This window comes from Priestia sp. MDV22-iso46, assembly GCF_058629175.1.
Window position 1 is genome coordinate 1,150,951 of the sequence record NZ_JBZVWT010000001.1, and the last position, 17,512, is coordinate 1,168,462.

A 17,512-nucleotide genomic window follows, 5' to 3' on the forward strand; every position below is an offset into this window, starting at 1 on the left:
ACCTCTTGAATAATATTTGCTGATTCATTAATAGATATGAATTCTTTCTTAATAAAAAGGTTTTTTAGCATGTCATTTCCGATAACTGTGATTATGTTAACTAAAGATGTATAGAGTATACATTAGTTGAATTTCAATATTATACTGTATAATTTTGAATTAAAATGTTATTCAGCTTCTTATTTGAACCAAAATAAAGCCCTTTCCCTAAAATAACTAGGAAAACGGCTTTATTCTTAATGATACAAACCTTCTGTTTTTTTTGAACAAGTTGCATCTTATTTTTTAAAGATTCTTGCCAAAGAAATCTGTTAATTTAGGTACAGCTTGACCTACATATTCTGGGATATCATACATAGCAATATGCGTTGCACCCTCAACTTCGAACAATTCCTTTGGTCCATTCGACAATGCGTAGAATTGGTCGCTGTAACCGCGTGTATCAGCTTCAGTCCCTACAATCAATAACATAGGTTGAGTCAGGTAGATGCTAATTTGGCTACTTGCCGAGAATGACATGATTTTGTCAACGCTTGTAAATTTGAATCGATTCGTAGAATTAGGATGCTGTGCTCTAGCTGTTCTATAGTAGTCATAAGCTTCACGCATAAGCACAGGTGTATTTTCATCAATTTCTTCCAGCGTATCAGGCGCCCAAGTTTGTAGATTCACTTCTGTTCCATTTGCTTCTGCAGTACGCTGCTTCGCAACTGCCTCAAGTGTTTGTAATTGTGTTTCAACGCTCGCTTCTCCTCGGAACATAGCACCGATATCCACTGCACTCACAGTCGCTACTGCTTTGATGCGGCGTTCAGTTGGAGCTGCAGCTACAACATAACCGCCACCCGCACAAATACCAAGTGCTCCAATCTTTTCTTGATCAACATACGCAAGAGTCGTCAAATAATCTACTGCACAACGCACATCTTCCACTCGGGCATACGGGTCTTCTAGCAAACGTGGTTTTCCCTCGCTCTCTCCCTGACAAGATGCGTCAAATGCTAACGCAACAAAACCATTGTCAGAAAGCTTTTGTGCATATACCCCTGCAGTCTGTTCTTTTACTCCTCCACCAGGATGTACAACAACAATCCCAGAATATTTTTTACTTTCGTCAAATCCTTCTGGTAAATAAAGGTTCCCTGCCATATTTAAAATATTATTTTTAAACGTTACTGATTTTTTCATGTTTATTTCTCCTTTTCCCATAAATTTAACTCCTATTTCACAGCCTATATATTGAAGAAATTATTGCTTTTTTGACCACATTTATTTTGATTAAAGCCTAATTTGTTAGTAACTATAACGACAACCATGTCTTTTAAGTAATCTACATAGAAGGTACGTTAGTTAATCACTTCTTTTTGAAATTCCTATCCCTTCTTTCATTGAGATTTTCTGTTTTATTATGCTGTAGGTGTTAAATAACACGCGAAAGAAATAATGCACATTGATGTATTATTTCTTCTATGTATATAATATAAAAGGAAAACAGGATGTTTTCAAACGTCAATTTCGATGAATTCACGCATTAATGCACGAATGAATTTAAACTGTGTATTAATTTTTAAGAAAGTTTGGTGACGATGACCATGACTAAAATCGATAGAAGAATACTTAAATCTCAAGAAGCCATAAAAAACGCTTTTATGGAACTTATGTCAGAACAAGATTTTGATAAAATTACGGTAAAGGATATTTGCAATGGAGCGAATGTAGGAAATAGAACGTTCTATCTTCATTATCTAGATAAGTTTGATTTATTAGATAAAATAATTGAAGAACATATTCGTAAGCTTAGAAATTTGTGTGAATCAGTATCTGAACTAAGCTTTAAAGAAGCCAACGTTATTTGGTTCGAATACTTTGAAAGCCATTATTTATTCTTTTCGACGATGTTAACAGGGAAAGGAGCTTTTGCTTTTCGTAAACATTTCTTAGAATTCGTTATTGAAGAATTAAAGAATGACGTAGATATCACTGAAGGTAAAAATCAAGGCTTCAGTGAAAACATGATTCTTACCTTCTTTGGATCAGCTATCGTAGGAGTAGTGGAAACCTATTTCATGAAAGGAATGCCTGATCCACCTGAAGTTGTAGCAGAACAACTGGGGACGTTATTAGATAGAAATCTGTAGTTATAAGAGCTTCTATATATTACAAAAGGTGATTAACATAGAAGGAAAACAGCAGCAACACATAGACTTTTTTTGTTGCTGTGTATGAACAATTGGTTAAGATAATTAAAACGGTAAATGCCAAAAAATCCTTATGTATTAATATAAGGATTTTTTGTGCCGATAAAGCACATTATGGTAACTAACTATAGCATACATCCTGAACTGATACATAATCTCTGATAAAATGTAATTATAAGGAAAATAACGAGAGAGGAGTTAACGAAAATGAAAAAAAGACTTAAAAGGGAGGAAACTAAGTGAAAGAGATTGTTCGGTTTTTGATACGTTATTTAGGTCGATTTATTTGTTTTTTTCTAATAACTGCTTTTCTTTTATACGGAGCTATTACTTACTTTCCAAACAGCCTAATGAGTATTTATTGGATAGCCTTATCTTTATTAGTTTTGTTGCTAGTTTACAGTGTATATTTATTTAAAAGAAGTATTTGATAATAAAACCGACTTCTCCCTTAAATAGAAAAGCCGGCTTTATATATAGACTATTATGAGGAGAGCCCTGATTGTTAGATAAAAGTTATATTCACCTCAGTCTATTAGGACAGTCTTTTTTACACCGATGTAGCTCCTTGTCCACCATCAATACGATAATAAGAACCTGATATGAATGATGCCTTTTCAGAAGCTAAAAATGTGATTAAGTTGGCGATTTCAGTAGCCTCAGCATAACGATTCATTGGTACTGACGCTTCAAAAACGGATTTGGCTTCTTCCTCTTTACCTGGCATTGCATTTTTTTCAATAGAACGCATCATCTGAGTATCAACACCCGAAGGACAAACTGCAACAGAACGTATGCCATATTCTGCACCTTCAAGTGCTGCTGTTTTATTAAGAGCGATTACTCCGTGCTTAGATGCTACATATGAACTCATTCCAGGTGCACCTAGCAATCCACCATTAGATGCCATATTTACAATTGAACCTTCTTTTTGATTCATCATTACTTTCATGACATATTTTAAACCTAAGAATACTCCAATGACATTAATATTTAATACATTTTTAAAGTTTTCAACGGTTTGATCCACAATATTTGCAAAATCCCCATTAATCCCTGCATTGTTTACAAATGCATCAATTCTTCCATATCTTTCAACAGTATCATCAACATATTTTTTTACTTCTTCTTCATTTGTTACATCTGCAGTCAATAATAAAGCATCGTTAATCCCTGCTTCTTTAACTGCCTTTTCTAAGCTTCCCTTTTTTAAATCAACTAATGCTAGCTTTGCGCCTTCCTTAGCAAAAGCTTTTGCCGTAGCGATACCAATACCGCCAGCAGCACCCGTAATTAAAACAACTTTATTTGAGAAATCTCCCATGATGTATCATTCCTTCTATTAATTATTTATACGTGGTTTATGTGTTCTATGATAATTCACTCTATTATTACCTTATTTATAAATGAAATTATGATCGTGCAGTAACTTTAGTTTTCGCAAAAATCTTCAATATTTATAAGATTGACCACCATCGATTGGAATAACAGTTGCATTTATAAAGTTTGCTTGATCAGACAATAAGAATGCGACTAAATAAGCCACTTCTTCTGGTTTGCCAAATCGTTTCATCGGGTTTGTCTCAACAAATTGTTTTCCTGCTTCTTCCCATTTTTCTGAATCAATTTGTCTTAATGAACCTTCGACCATTGGTGTCATGATTGCACCGGGTGCAATGGCTTTGATACTGATTCCGTATTGACCATATTCAATTCCCGAGTTTCTTGTTAATCCAACTACACCGTGTTTACTAGCTGCGTAACCAGATTGGTTTCCTAAACCACGAATACCACCAACTGAAGCAGTATTAACAATAGAGCCAAAACCTTGCTCTCTCATGACTTTCAATACGCTTTTTAGGCCGTAAAACACACCATTTAAGTTAACATTAACTACTTTTTGGAATTCATCAATATCAAAATCTTCTGTGAGACTTTGTTTTCCTTCGATTCCTGCGTTGTTGAAGAAACCATCGATTTTCTTAAATTTCTTAACTGTTTTATTTATATAGTTTTCTACTTCTTTTTCATCTGACACATTTGCAGTGATAAGTAACACTTCTGCGTTCGGTACAACTTCTAACACTTTATTTTTTGTTTCTTGTAATGAAGAAGCGTTTAGATCAACGAGTGAAAGTTTTGCTCCTTCTTTTGCTACTTGTAAGGCAGAAGCTTGACCCAAACCGGATCCTGCACCGGTAATTAATATTACTTTCCCATCAAAACGATTAACCATCGAAAATTCCTCCTTTATTATTCTCATAGAAAATGGCAAATAAATTATGATAGATATTCTATTATGTTTCCTTTAATTAAAATATCTTGAAATAAAGATATATAATCATGTAAGTCATCTACTAGTACCCAAGTGGTACATTTAATCCGGCAAAGCTAACTATTTCCTGTTTAAAACTCAAAAAGCAAGAGGGTTCACCTTCTAAATTTATTATTGAGCTGTATATCCACCGTCAAGGGTTAAACTATTACCAGTCATATATGAAGAGTCATCAGAGGCCATGAATAATACTGCTTTTGCCATTTCTTCTGTTTTACCCAAACGTTTTAATGGTGTAATTGCAGCTAAAGCTTGTTTGTCTTCTTCTGGTATAATTGGTGTATCAATAAAACCTGGGCATAATGCGTTGATACGGATATTTTGTTCTGCATATTCAAGTGCAAGTGAACGAGTTAAGTTGATCACGCCGCCTTTTGCAGCGTTATAGGCAGCTGAACCGGGTGATCCAACCCAACCGTACATAGACGCTGTATTAACAATGGTACCACCATCTGTTTTTAACATTTCACGAATGGACTCACGTGCTACCAAGAAGACTCCATCTAGGTCCACGTTGACAGTTTTGCGCCATTCTGAGTACTCTAAATCGTGTGATGGATGAACCCGACCGATACCCGCATTATTGAAAACAACATCCACTTTACCAAACGTTTCAACAGTTTGTTTAAAAATATTTTTGACTTCTTCTTCACTCGTAATATTTGCCTTTATAAAAAGAACTTCTTGGCTAAGCTCTTTTAACTCTTTCTCAAAAGCTTTTCCTTTTTCCTCATTTAAATCTACAAGAACTACTTTGGCTCCTTCTGAAACAAATAAACGTGCCGTTGCTGCCCCAATACCGGATGCTCCACCAGTGATAACAGCTACTTTATCTTGTAATTTTCCCATTCTAAATCCTCCTAGTTATTGAAAATCATCTACCATATTTAGAGTAAAAATGCTAGATATATTTTATATCTGTGCTTTTTTGTTCATAATTTAATTGTACTACTCTGTTCATATTTAACAATCATTAAGATATCATTAAGTGTCCACTAACTAGACACTTACGATAAATCTGTCTACTTTAAAGGAGGTTTTTTCATGCATAATGAACAAAATACACCATCTCAACGTCAAAATCGTACAAAAGAACATTTAAAACAGGCATTGATTGAACTCATAAAAGAGAAGGGCTACCATACCGTAACTGTAAAAAATATTGTTGATTATGCTTCTTATAATCGCAGTACCTTTTATATTCATTACCCTGACAAAATTGAACTTGCTAAAGATTTGCTTGCTTCCATGCTTCAAGGGTTAGAATCTTCAGTAGGCAGTCCATATGTACCTGGTCGTAAAGTGTATACAACTAAGCTAAATGCACCGTATTTAAACATCGTTTTCTACATTTATAAAAACCGAAATTTTTTTGAACTCATTAATTACGATGACACCTTACCGGGGTTACATATACAGTTTCCTCAAATGATCTTAAAGATCTATAAGGAACAATTTATTTTTGAAACCATCAACAATATAGCAGTTAATATGGAGTATTTTAAACGTTATACAGCCTATGGATTTTATGGCCTTCTTCAGAATTGGATTCGGAATGGATTTAAGGAAAACCCAGACGAATTTATTCACGAAGTCATTGATCTAGCGAAAACACATATATACTCAATCGAGTATATTGGAAATAAAAAGTAAATAAACTAATAACTTTAGCATCTTGATTAGTTTGCTCAATACATGTAAATTTGCTCATTTATATAAAAAATAAAAAAGAGGAGTTCAGAAGCATGATCTTCTCTTTTTGTTTATAGGTTCCGGTAACATTGATTATGTTAACTTTGACATAGGATATGGAAAGGTTTCAGTGTATTATAAAGAATATAAATGGAGGTAATTTATGTTCTTTAAAAACTTATTTAATAAGGAAAAATGCAAACATAATACATATAAATTAGAAGCTGATTTCTCCGCAGATCCCATCTGGTGTAATGATTGTGGAGAAAACCTTGATCTTGAAGAATTTCCTTTGTCTGAAAATCTTAAAGGTGAGCTTGAAGAGTGGATTGATGATTATGGAAACTGGATTGATTTTGATACCGATTCTTTAAGGGAAAATGGAATAGAAATGGAAACTAAATATAACAAAAAAGGCTTACAGCTCTTTGAACAAGTAAAAAAACAATTAGGTATAGACTATCCGATTGTTTTTGTTCCTTCTAAATCAGGAGAACTATACAAAGACCTATAAGAAAAATAAGCAGTCCTTAATTAGAGGACTGCTTATTTTTCACTACCGATAACGTGTTTTATTTCTAGGAACTAAAAAGCTGAAAGAGCCCCATCGTTGGTCTTTCAGCTTTTACTTTTATTAACTAAGTCAATATCCAAGGAACGTAACATATAAATACCGTTTCTTCTAATTCTGGTCGTGCAGTAGCTTCTTCATGAAAAAAGTAACCATGTTTATATACTAAACCTATCCTTTTCTCGCTTAAAAAATTAAGTATTCCACCTGCTTCTTTATTTCTCCAAAGATGTAATTCCTCATTTTTTAAATAATCAACTATTAAATTTTTAGAAATGTCTTCTTCAGAAAATAAAATAACTGTATCTAAACTTTCGTTAAATAGATCAAGAGTGAGTGGTCCATCGTCATACTTGTTTAAGTTCTTATAACAATATTTAATAGTTCGAACCTCTTCCGATACAAAAGGTGTGTAATCCTTTTCATCCTTTACATAAGAATAGTCTAACTCTTTAAATCCCTTCTTTTGAAGGTTTCTTTCACATAATAGTTTTTGTATTTTACTGTGGCCTTCAACAGGCTTAAGGATATAAAAAATATAAGCTTTATTACTCAAAAACGAGAATAACTTATTTCTTTCAATTAGATATCTATTTACTAACCGCATTGCTTCAATACTATTATCAAATTTGTAGTCCCACTTATAAGCCCCTACTTTGGATGCTGGCTCATACTTAGCTAAAAACCATTTGTTATTTACATTCATCTCTATATTTTCCTTTATAACCTTTATATTTTGCCATCTAAATAGACTAAATCACAGGTTTATTCTATTTTAATTATATATCAAAATTGAATTGGGAAACTTGAATATCATATACAAAGTTAGTTAACATAATCACTCTTTCCAGAAAACATGTGAAAAACGATCCCTTGATAATCAAGGGATCGTTCACTTTTTGTTTTTCTTTTTTATCTTTGAAATACCATTGGTTATTGTACATTTTTACCACTTATAGCTTAAACGAGATTGTAAGAGATTGTCCTTAGTGACCCATAAAAAGTTCCCCTCCACGTATAGTGTAACCCTCACTCTCAAAGAGTAGTTTTTTCACACTATATTTAGAGGGGATAATACCAAATTTTACTTATTTTCTCGCATTACTTGAGCTACTTCAGTAAAAATTACGCCTAAGCCATGTGCACCTGCGTCCGGATAACCAAGACTTCTTTCTCCAACCGTACCAGCACGTCCCATACGTGCAACAATCTGTTCGGTTGATTTTGCTCCTTCAACAGCAGCTTCTGCTGCTTTGACAAGAGCATGTTTCAAGCTTTCACCTTCAGCAGCACTTGATGTTAACGTATCTGCATAAGGTACTAAGGCATCGATTAAAGTTTTATCTCCCACAACAGCTCCACGTCCAAAAGAACGTTCTCCTGTTGCTTGAATTCCTTTTACAGACGCTTGGACCATTTCAGCAAATTCTGCTAAAGTGAGTTCGGTTTTAGATTCGGTGTTCTTTCCAGCCGCACGAAACGCTGATCCCCAAATAGGTCCTGATGCTCCACCACAGTGCTCCATGATAACGATAGAACACGCCTCTAAAAAGTTGCCAATATCATTTGATTTATTTTCTAGAATTTCGTGCCATTCAGATTTCAACTGTTTGAATCCTTTAGCAACACTCATTCCAAAGTCCCCATCACCAGCATGGGAATCTAATTCACAGAATGGTATTTCATTTCTAATAATACATTCACTCATTTGGTCAACCATAAAAATAATATTATTCAACGTCAATCGATTTTCCGTTACTACGGAATATTCTTTGTTGGTTTGCACCTCATAGGACACTTTCGGGGCCTCCACGGTACCGATGATTTCATCATAAGTGACAGCTGGTACTTCACCTTTGATTCTTAGCGCAGGAGTATCGCACTCTTCAGATAAGAGACTCTTTAAGTTTTCATCTAATTTCATAATTGAAATAGAAGCACCGGCCATATCAATGGCTGTCATATAGTTTCCGACAAACGTTCTTGCAATCGTTACTTTTCTACGTGACAATTCACGAATGACAGAATGATTTAATAAATATAGTTCTTGAAGAGGTGTGCTTCCAAATCCATTAATTAGGACAGCCACTTCTCCTTTTCCATCTTCTATCCCTATTTCTTTTAATAATGCCGTTACCATGCGCTCTGCAAGTTCGTCTGCTGAAATAATTTTTTCACGACGGATACCAGGTTCTCCATGAATGCCAACCCCAAATTCCATCTCATCTTCTGCAATCTCAAACGTAGGAGTTCCTTTAGCAGGAACTGTACAAGAAGTTAGCCCAATACCAATGCTTTTAACATTCGCAATAGCGTTTTCTGCTGCCTCTTTCACTTTTGGTAGATCATATCCGCGTTCTGCTGCAGCACCTGCTATTTTATGGACAAGAACAGTACCAGCTACTCCACGTCTTCCAACTGTATATAAACTGTCCTGTACAGCAATATCATCATCTACTTTTACATAATCCACTTGAATTCCATCTTCTTCTGCCAGATAAGCAGCATTCTTGAAATTCATCATGTCACCACTGTAGTTCTTAATAACTAGTAAAGTTCCCTTATCACTTGCTGTTTCTTTAATAGCTTGATAAATCTGTATTTGAGAAGGTGAGGCAAATACATCACCACAAACTGCTGCATCTAACATGCCCTTGCCAACATATCCAGCGTGAGCAGGTTCATGTCCACTACCGCCCCCACTAATTATACTTACTTTGTTTTTATTAATTTGCTCTTTTTTAATGACTTTATATTTTTCAATTAAATTCAGTTCAGTATGTGCTAGAACCATTCCTTTACACATTTCAAGTACGACATCTTCTGGTTTATTAATAATTTTTTTCATCTTATATTAATCTCTTCTTATAATCATTTCCAATTTGATCTGCTGCGATGATAGCTGCAGCTACTGACTCTGGAGTAATAGGGAATGGCATAGAATAAATAGATTCCTCTGGAATACAAGCTTTATTAGCTACTTCCATTAACTCTTCTTGTGTGATTTGTTCTACTCCAATATCAGCAAGACAAACTGGAAGTCCTACTGCTAAACAGAAATCTAACACTTCTTCTATTTCCTCAGTTGGGGCATTTTCCAATACCAATTGTGCTAATGTACCAAAAGCTACTTTTTCACCGTGGAAGTAGTGGTGCGCACTCTCTAAAAGAGTAAGTCCATCATGAATTGCATGTGCGCCAGCTAATCCACCACTTTCAAACCCTAATCCTGATAATAAGATATTGGCTTCAATAATGTTTTCTAAGGCTGGAGTAACAACATTATAATCGCTTGCAGCTTTTGCTTTAACCCCGTCCTCTAATAGAGTGTTGTAGCAATGTTTTGCTAAAACTAACGCTGCATTTGTACCTTTTGCTGGTGCACATAAGTCCTCACGCACTCCACAAGGTAATCCAGCATTTACATTAGAGAAAGAACGTGCTGTTGCTCTTGCTTCGAAATAAGTGGATAATGCATCTCCCATACCAGATACTAAGAATCTAGTAGGTGCATTAGCAATCACTGTTGTATCAATCAATACAACACTTGGGCTTTGCTTAAAGTATGCGTAATCATCGAAAGCACCCTCTGGTGTATATATAACTGCGGAATGACTTGTAGGTGCATCTGTAGCAGCGATTGTTGGGACGATAATTAATCCCTCTCCCTCTGCCACACATTTTGCTGTATCAATTGCCTTACCGCCACCTAAACCAATTGTACAATCACAGTTGTTTTCTTTTGCTATTTCCTGCAATCTAGAAATTTCTGGTCTTGAACATTCGCCATTGAATCCGCCTTCAAAAAATGTAATACCATATTTTTCTGCTGTTGCATCTAATTTGTCTTGTACACGTTTAATATCTTCAGGATGTGCTATTAAAAGTGCAGAAGTACCAAATGTTTTCACGAAATAACCTAGGTTTAAAATTTCATTTTCACCTTGAATGTATTTTGAAGGACTAATAAATGCTTTCCTCATAAGTAAAACCTCCTAATTGACTTTGTAATCCCTTACAATTGGAATTTTACTATCTTTTGTCCAAGATTACATTAGTCTTAAATGACGAGTTTTTACAACCTTTTATCGTATTTTTTTGCTCTCTTCATTTAATATGGTATTATTATGACATTATTTCAGGTAAAAATATTACCAAGTTCATGTTGAGCAGAGATGACCTTTATCGCTAAGAACTCTTTTATTTCATGAACTAAAGAATAAAGAAAAAGTATTCTCAAATAGTTGATTTAAACTACCACAAGGTAAGTAAGGGAGATAAAAACATCATTGAAAACTACTTACATGAATTTAGATAAAATACTAGATTTAAAAAAGTGGCGAAATCTTCAAGATTCGCTTGCTCTTGTTACAAAATTAGCGATTGTCACGGTTAACTATAAAGGAGTGCCCATTTCTCAACACAGTGGCGTACGTCCATTTTGTGAGACTATGCGTAAAAATCCTAATACAGCAAAACTTTGTGAAAAGTGCGATGCGCGGGGAGGACTAGAGGCAGTCAGAACCAATGCTCCTTATATCTATTTATGCCACTGGAATATTGTCGATATTGCCATTCCCATTATAATTGATGATAAATATGTAGGTGCCATCATGGCGGGAGAAGTGAAAATTAAGGATGGTGACAAACATCCTCCCTTGGAACAAATGCTTACTGTTCCATCAAAGGGATTTGAACAGAATTTAAATAATAATGAGGAAATACAGCGTCTATATGATTCTATTCCTACTCTATCCTATACAGAAATTAACGACGCTGCTCAAATGTTATATAGGCTTTGTAACTACATTGTAGAGGAAGCTATGAATAAAAACTTAATTTTAGAAGTATATGAAAAGATGGCTCCAGTAAAAGAGGACCTTTCTACTGAAGACATTTCTTACGGTTATTCTCTAGATAATATTCAAAATATAAAAAAGGAATTAGCCAACACAGTTACTAATGCTTACGTAAAAACGTCTATTAACGATCACTTAGTTTGTAAAAACAAAGTATTACAGCCAGCCTTTGACTACATTTATAAACATAAAAGAGAAAAAATATCTCAACAAAAGATGGCCGATTTATGTCACATTAGTACAGGTTATTTCAGCCGTATATTTACCAAAGAAACGGGTATGAATTTTTCTGTTTTTGTTTCTCTCAAAAAAATAGAGTGGTCCAAACAATTATTAGAAAAAACGGATTTGTCTATTGCACAGATTAGCGATGAATTAGGTTTTAACGACCCCGGGTATTACATCAAGACATTTAAAAAATATGAAAATATAACTCCTAACGTCTATCGGAAATATTATCAAGAAAAGCTGTAGAATTTTCAGTCCTGATGTAAGAAATATATATAACTTTTCCATACTGATACTATTACTCTAAAAAGGGATACTCTCAGTATGTAAAAGCAAAATCTCTTTAAGTGGAAACACGATTGATTTTTATCTGAGTAAAATAAGAAATAAACAAGCAGCATATTAAATAAACAAATTTTTTATTTACTCCATCCACTTAATTGGGAGCATATCACACATGAATGAACCCATACAAAAAGACACCTTGATTGCCAATATCGAGGTGTCTTATACTTTTTTCATAAAAAATAAGAACTAATCAGCCGTAGAGGCCTCTTTTAATTGGTTTAGCAATTGATCAATGGATTGGCTAATTACAATGGTATTTTCACTGGTGAATCCTTCTTCTAAACCAACTTGAATCATAAGTTCTCTTCCTGCCTCTATATCTACAAGTAAAGCTTTTATTAAAAATTGTTCTTTATATATACTTGCACTTACCTAATCACCTATTGCTCTAATTTGCTACTTTTTTATTTAACACTAACTATATTTTGGCTTTCCAACAATGTTTTTTCCTGTAAAATCCAATTAAAAGCTCGGAATCCCCTTTTTAGGATTTGAATAGCTCATTTTTTATATCGAATGCGTGTTATAATACATTTTGTAGATGCAAATAAAATTTCCATTCCTAATTTCATAGTTAAGAAAAGTCCTCAATTTATGAGGACTTTTTTATAATTAACATAGAGATATTCAATTTTTAAATTAGAAATTGAATATTTACCCTACCACCAGAATGACAAAAAGGACAAACATGATGACTTGTTTGTCCTTTTTACGTAGATGATATGTAAGATTTAATTTGCTATCAATCACTTATTTGTTTTAAACGTACTAAAGTTAAACAGTATAACAGCAATAATAAGCTCTATGATAGCGCCTATTTTTCTTTTAAATCAGAGGTAGGCATGAAGAAAGAGACATTTTACAATAAGGTAAAAGTATACGGGGCAAGGAAGTAAAGTCTTCTTCGTTTCCTAATTTTATTAGATGTCCTAACAAAATAAGTGACTCAACAGTTTGTTAATAATCAAGCTTATAGCTTTAATAAAATCACAGTTTTTTTAAAATACGTTGATTTTAAAAAACACCCTGAATTAGGTATTCTTCATTTAGATATTCATACTTCCAATTTGGATCATGTTCAACTACTGTAATGTTCATTTTTCTCCCCCTTAATCATTTATTACATGGACAATATAATAAATGATTAAATTAATTCAAAAATCTTAGTATCTCCTAAATTATAATATGTGCCTTCCTATAAAGTACCCTTATTCTCCAATGCCATTAACGATGAGGGTGCTTTTTTCTATTTGAAAAATTCATGAGTGCTTGCCAACTGTATGATACAAGTATGGTTTGATAAAAATACATAGCGAACAGGTGTAATTAACATGACAGAAAGGAAGAGGGCTGCTCAGTCTTCTGGCTGCAACTCCAATCAAAATATCAAATAAAAAAGAGCTTATTTCTTTTGCAAGTTTACATAAGATAAATTATAAGAAGTAACAAACCTTTAAAATTCCTATTATTAAAGGTTTTTGTATAGTTGTAATTCAAATGTTGTAAAAGAAAAGTTCCTAAAAGGATAATAACTCTTGCCTTGTTATATTCTTTAGGATAAAATACAATACTGAGATATATTCTCACCATTTTTATTCTGATTTGAAAACCTACTGTACTCTTGTTTGCACAGTAGGTTTTCTATTATAGAAAAGCGTACAATTCAATCACAGTACAAATGATTGGAAAAGGAATGATTAACTACTAAATAGTGATAATTGTTATCTTTATGTAAAATCTAATAACTCTTCTTATAGCTGTAAGTAGATAAAAAACATATTGACATTTAATTTCAAACTAACTAATATGATATACATTACATACACTTTAATTTAATAAACAAAAGCTAAGATAGGATCTTAAGTAATCCTAATCTCCCTGTTATAGAGAGCTGATAATTGGTGGAAGTCAGTACAAAGGTTAGAGATGAAATTCACTCCTAGAGCTTCCTCTTCTAATGGTGTTTTAGAGAGGACGGATAAAACCGTTATGCTAATTAAGAGGTAAGATGTTTTTACAATATAGGGTGGTACCGCGAAATTTTCGTCCCTGCTGAATAATTCAGCAGGGACTTTTTTATGTTAAAAGGAGGGCATCATGAAAGAAAATACTGCATCAAAGAATACGTTAAAAAAGCAATTATTACCGCGACACATTCGAATGATTGCTATTGGAGGAATGATTGGGACAGGGATTTTCAAAGGGAGTGCTGATACAATTGGATTAGCAGGACCTTCGGTTATCTTTTCGTATCTATTTGCTGGACTATTGCTTCTTATTGTAATGGGAGCTTTGGCTGAAATGGCTATTGTATACCCATCCCACAATATGAAAGATCTAATTCAAAAAGCTTTTGGAAGACGTTTTTCTTTTGTAACGGGAGCTACTTATTGCTTTATGTGGCTTACTGTATGCGTTATTGAAGTCATCGCTGCAGGTAGTTTTCTGCAATATTGGTTTTCTTCTATCCCGTTATGGATTCTTTGTCTTATTTGTTCAATTGTACTTATTTTAATTAATGCTACAAGCGTAAAGTCTTTTGGAGAAATTGAGTTTTGGTTTGCTGGTATTAAAATCTTTGTTATTATTGCTTTTATTTTATTAGGTATAGCGATACTATTTGGAATTATGCCAAGCAATAATTCATCTTCTCATTATCTTCATAATTATAGTGATTTTATGCCAAATGGCTGGAAAGCCGTTTTCTCTACATTACTTGTAGTCATTTTCTCGTATGGAGGATCAGAACTCATTGGTTTAACTATTACAGAAACGAAAGATGCTGAAAAGGTATTGCCAGGGGTAGTTAAAGGCGTTATGTGGAGAGTAGTTCTGTTTTATACTTTGCCTATTTTTATTATCTGTGGCTTGATACCATGGGATAAAATTGATGCAAATGCTAGCCCTTTTGTCCAAGTATTTGAAACAGCCGGGCTTCAAGGGGCTTCTCATGTTATGAACTTTATTTTATTAACAGCTGTCCTTTCAGCAGCCAATTCAGGTATTTATGGCTGTACAAGGATGCTTCATTCTTTATCTCATTCGGGAGATGCTCCTAAAAGTTTGTCCTATGTAAATAAACAAGGCGTACCTGTTTACAGTTTAGCTTTCAGTGTCCTATTTTTATTATTGGGAACGTACCTCGTATACTTATATCCTGAAAAAGCTTTTTCTTATTTATTAGCTATTCCTGGATTTACAGTTTCTCTTATATGGATTAGTATTTGCTTAGCTCAGCTAAAGCTACGTCCTCAATATAAAGAAAAACCATATTTTAAACTTTGGGGCTTCCCTTATTTAACGCTTTTTGCCGCATGTACATTAATTATTAGCTTCATAGTCTTTCTCATAGACAGTGCGAATAGGTTAAGCTCTATAGTTTGTGTAGCATTCGTTCTTGTAATGGTAATTCTTTCATTTTTCAAAAGGAACACCAAACCTACTTCTCTTGAAGTACCGAATGATACCAATTAGATTTTACATTCTTCAAAAACTTAAATCAAAAAAAGATACTTTATAAAGTATCTTTTTTTGATTTATAGAATCACTTGCTTCATCTGAGAGCATTTTTAGTGATTTAACGATTTGTTTTTGGGATTTTTGCTCTTCATTCCAAGCCTCTAAGGTTTCAAGGCCTGTTAAGTGCAAGATACTCTTTGCATCTCCTTATAGTTGTTTTCGCTGCGAGTGTAGTTTATTCCTTTAGCGTAATATGCCATATTCATTTTGAACAATTCTTTCATTTTCTGCATAGCTTGTAGATTAAAATAAGCAACATCGATTTCCATTAAGTGCCCAAAATGGTGATGTACGATTGTGTTTGACATACCTTTGTTATCCACACTGTAAATTCGTTAATCATGTTAATTAACTCACGAATGTACTTGTTTTTGTGATGATCAAACTGTTTGTACGTTTCCTCTACTTTGCTAAAATCAATCCATTTCTTTAGTTTAATCATAGGCGGATTAGTGCTCAAAAAATACGCGAGTTCTTGCAGCTGATTACTGATCCTCAGCCATGTTCCTGCTTTGATTTCTGTCACTTGGGTAGGTTGATACTGTGGCACATACTTGCAAATCGTGGTGTAGAAATAAGCAAAAGCTTCATCAGCAAAATAGACCGATTCTTTATTCCAATACTTTGCATTGTACTCACCTGGTTTCACTTCTATATAATAAGCATTTTCGACCTTGTCCACATTGGTTATCATTTCAAAAGGAGATTCCATAGTAACACCTCTTTTTTAGATAACGTTAGTATGTCCTTTTTTATTAGTGATTTACCTAAAAATTACTCCTAAGTTAATATCATGTACTTTTATTTTTTTAACCATTTATAAAACATAGGTATGATTGCCTTTCCTTTGAATAGGTTAGTTGTAAAAAACCATATAGCCGAAAGGAAGTAGCAATTATGCATATAGAAATGAATATCTTATTTACTTTAGGTTCTTTACTGGGTTTATTAGTAGGAGGAGGAATTCTCAAATTAGTAAACCATCTGGCAAGGGGAAGAATCCAATTTATGTATGCTATATGCGGTGGAATCTTATTGGGCTTATTGTTCTTTGATATCCTTCCGTCTACTTGGCATCTATATGATTTAAGAGGCGTTTTATTAGGAATTGTAGTCGGATATATCATCATGCTATGCATTGATCTCTTTTTGCATAAACAAAACAGCGAAATTTCCCCCTTACAGGCACTTATCTTATTAACGGTTGCTATCTTTTTTCATAATGTCATCACAGGTATTACCTTTGGAATAACAGATATGCACCAATCAGCTTCTGTATTCGCAGCTACCCTTTTACATCAGGTCCCAGAGGGGATGGCAATTATGACAGTCCTCTCTATAGCAAAAATACCGAACACCTTCTTTTTGCTAATTATAGCCCTTCTATCGCTGTCCTTAGGAGGCAGTTTATTTATTGGTGAAAGTGTACAAGTTTCCTCACTTAAACTACAAGCTTTATCGACTGGTGCAGCAATCGGTACACTGTCTTTTGTTATCTTTCATGAAATAATTGGAAATACCATCAAGCACTTCAGGAAATTGCATGTATGGCTACTAATTTCGCTAGGATTCGTAATTATTTATGTTTATCAATATTCCCTTTCATTATTTCATGGCCATTAGAATGATTAAGTTTAAGTGTCAAAAAGACAACTACAAATGTATGCAGCTATACCTCACTCTGATCATTTATAAAATTAGAACATTCATGATTATGGTAACTAGAAATGAGTGTTATATAATGAAACCACAGGAGACAATA

The 17,512-nt window shown here is 33.8% G+C and carries 16 protein-coding genes and 1 other annotated feature; of the genes, 6 read left to right on the forward strand and 10 right to left on the reverse strand.

Going from position 1 to position 17,512, the window contains the following annotated elements; genetic code table 11:
• Positions 1-285: 285 nt before the first annotated feature.
• Positions 286-1,188, reverse strand: a complete 903-nt coding sequence (locus AC4NPH_RS05965) for an alpha/beta hydrolase (protein ID WP_041816676.1) — start codon at positions 1,186-1,188, stop codon at positions 286-288.
• Positions 1,189-1,592: 404 nt separating this feature from the next.
• On the opposite strand from AC4NPH_RS05965, the gene AC4NPH_RS05970 reads away from it, so the two are divergent.
• Positions 1,593-2,138 carry a TetR/AcrR family transcriptional regulator gene (locus tag AC4NPH_RS05970; RefSeq protein ID WP_098598653.1) on the forward strand — a complete coding sequence of 182 codons (546 nt, stop codon included), beginning with the start codon at positions 1,593-1,595 and terminating at the stop codon, positions 2,136-2,138.
• A 610-nt stretch (positions 2,139-2,748) separates the two neighbouring features.
• Here the strand turns inward: AC4NPH_RS05970 and AC4NPH_RS05975 are convergent.
• The 3 genes from AC4NPH_RS05975 to AC4NPH_RS05985 all read right to left on the reverse strand — a co-directional run bounded on the left by AC4NPH_RS05975 (position 2,749) and on the right by AC4NPH_RS05985 (position 5,382).
• Positions 2,749-3,522 (reverse strand): SDR family NAD(P)-dependent oxidoreductase, encoded by a 774-nt coding sequence (locus tag AC4NPH_RS05975; protein ID WP_013056517.1) that lies wholly within the window; start codon positions 3,520-3,522, stop codon positions 2,749-2,751.
• A gap of 126 nt (positions 3,523-3,648) precedes the next feature.
• Positions 3,649-4,434: an SDR family oxidoreductase gene (locus AC4NPH_RS05980; RefSeq protein ID WP_013056516.1), complete on the reverse strand. Its 786-nt coding sequence runs from the start codon at positions 4,432-4,434 to the stop codon at positions 3,649-3,651.
• Between the two features lie 210 nt (positions 4,435-4,644).
• Positions 4,645-5,382 (reverse strand): SDR family NAD(P)-dependent oxidoreductase, encoded by a 738-nt coding sequence (locus tag AC4NPH_RS05985; protein WP_055991162.1) that lies wholly within the window; start codon positions 5,380-5,382, stop codon positions 4,645-4,647.
• Positions 5,383-5,577: 195 nt separating this feature from the next.
• On the opposite strand from AC4NPH_RS05985, the gene AC4NPH_RS05990 reads away from it, so the two are divergent.
• Together AC4NPH_RS05990 and AC4NPH_RS05995 are read left to right on the forward strand one after the other, a co-directional pair.
• Entirely contained in the window at positions 5,578-6,186 is a 609-nt protein-coding gene (locus AC4NPH_RS05990; RefSeq protein WP_097812021.1) for a TetR/AcrR family transcriptional regulator, read from the forward strand.
• A 202-nt stretch (positions 6,187-6,388) separates the two neighbouring features.
• Positions 6,389-6,739 carry an immunity protein CdiI family protein gene (locus AC4NPH_RS05995; protein WP_013056513.1) on the forward strand — a complete coding sequence of 117 codons (351 nt, stop codon included), beginning with the start codon at positions 6,389-6,391 and terminating at the stop codon, positions 6,737-6,739.
• 124 nt (positions 6,740-6,863) lie between these two features.
• Here the strand turns inward: AC4NPH_RS05995 and AC4NPH_RS06000 are convergent, their stop codons facing one another.
• The 3 genes from AC4NPH_RS06000 to AC4NPH_RS06010 form a co-directional block, all read right to left on the reverse strand.
• Positions 6,864-7,502, reverse strand: coding sequence for a hypothetical protein (locus tag AC4NPH_RS06000; RefSeq protein ID WP_013056512.1), 639 nt, complete (start codon positions 7,500-7,502; stop codon positions 6,864-6,866).
• 378 nt (positions 7,503-7,880) lie between these two features.
• Positions 7,881-9,644 (reverse strand): dihydroxyacetone kinase subunit DhaK, encoded by a 1,764-nt coding sequence (gene dhaK / locus AC4NPH_RS06005; protein ID WP_029324498.1) that lies wholly within the window; start codon positions 9,642-9,644, stop codon positions 7,881-7,883.
• Between the two features lies 1 nt (position 9,645).
• Positions 9,646-10,779: a glycerol dehydrogenase gene (locus AC4NPH_RS06010; protein WP_098315187.1), complete on the reverse strand. Its 1,134-nt coding sequence runs from the start codon at positions 10,777-10,779 to the stop codon at positions 9,646-9,648.
• A gap of 306 nt (positions 10,780-11,085) precedes the next feature.
• Here AC4NPH_RS06010 and AC4NPH_RS06015 point away from each other — a divergent pair, with 306 nt between their 5' ends.
• Entirely contained in the window at positions 11,086-12,129 is a 1,044-nt protein-coding gene (locus AC4NPH_RS06015) for a PocR ligand-binding domain-containing protein (protein WP_098315188.1), read from the forward strand.
• 288 nt (positions 12,130-12,417) lie between these two features.
• On the opposite strand, the gene AC4NPH_RS06020 is transcribed toward AC4NPH_RS06015, so the two are convergent.
• Positions 12,418-12,591, reverse strand: a complete 174-nt coding sequence (locus AC4NPH_RS06020) for an aspartyl-phosphate phosphatase Spo0E family protein (protein WP_306471725.1) — start codon at positions 12,589-12,591, stop codon at positions 12,418-12,420.
• A gap of 1,479 nt (positions 12,592-14,070) precedes the next feature.
• Positions 14,071-14,285: a binding site (T-box leader), on the forward strand.
• A 43-nt stretch (positions 14,286-14,328) separates the two neighbouring features.
• On the opposite strand from AC4NPH_RS06020, the gene AC4NPH_RS06025 reads away from it, so the two are divergent.
• A complete protein-coding gene (locus AC4NPH_RS06025; protein WP_098315189.1) occupies positions 14,329-15,705 on the forward strand; it encodes an amino acid permease in 1,377 nt (458 codons plus the stop codon).
• 12 nt (positions 15,706-15,717) lie between these two features.
• Here AC4NPH_RS06025 and AC4NPH_RS06030 read toward each other — a convergent pair whose 3' ends face one another.
• Positions 15,718-15,879, reverse strand: a complete 162-nt coding sequence (locus AC4NPH_RS06030) for a hypothetical protein (protein ID WP_155660512.1) — start codon at positions 15,877-15,879, stop codon at positions 15,718-15,720.
• Positions 15,880-16,018: 139 nt separating this feature from the next.
• The gene (locus tag AC4NPH_RS06035; protein WP_098315191.1) at positions 16,019-16,462 is read right to left on the reverse strand and encodes a hypothetical protein; all 444 of its coding nucleotides are present in this window, start codon (positions 16,460-16,462) and stop codon (positions 16,019-16,021) included.
• A 185-nt stretch (positions 16,463-16,647) separates the two neighbouring features.
• Here AC4NPH_RS06035 and AC4NPH_RS06040 point away from each other — a divergent pair, with 185 nt between their 5' ends.
• A complete protein-coding gene (locus AC4NPH_RS06040) occupies positions 16,648-17,373 on the forward strand; it encodes a ZIP family metal transporter (RefSeq protein WP_013056505.1) in 726 nt (241 codons plus the stop codon).
• Positions 17,374-17,512: the final 139 nt, after the last annotated feature.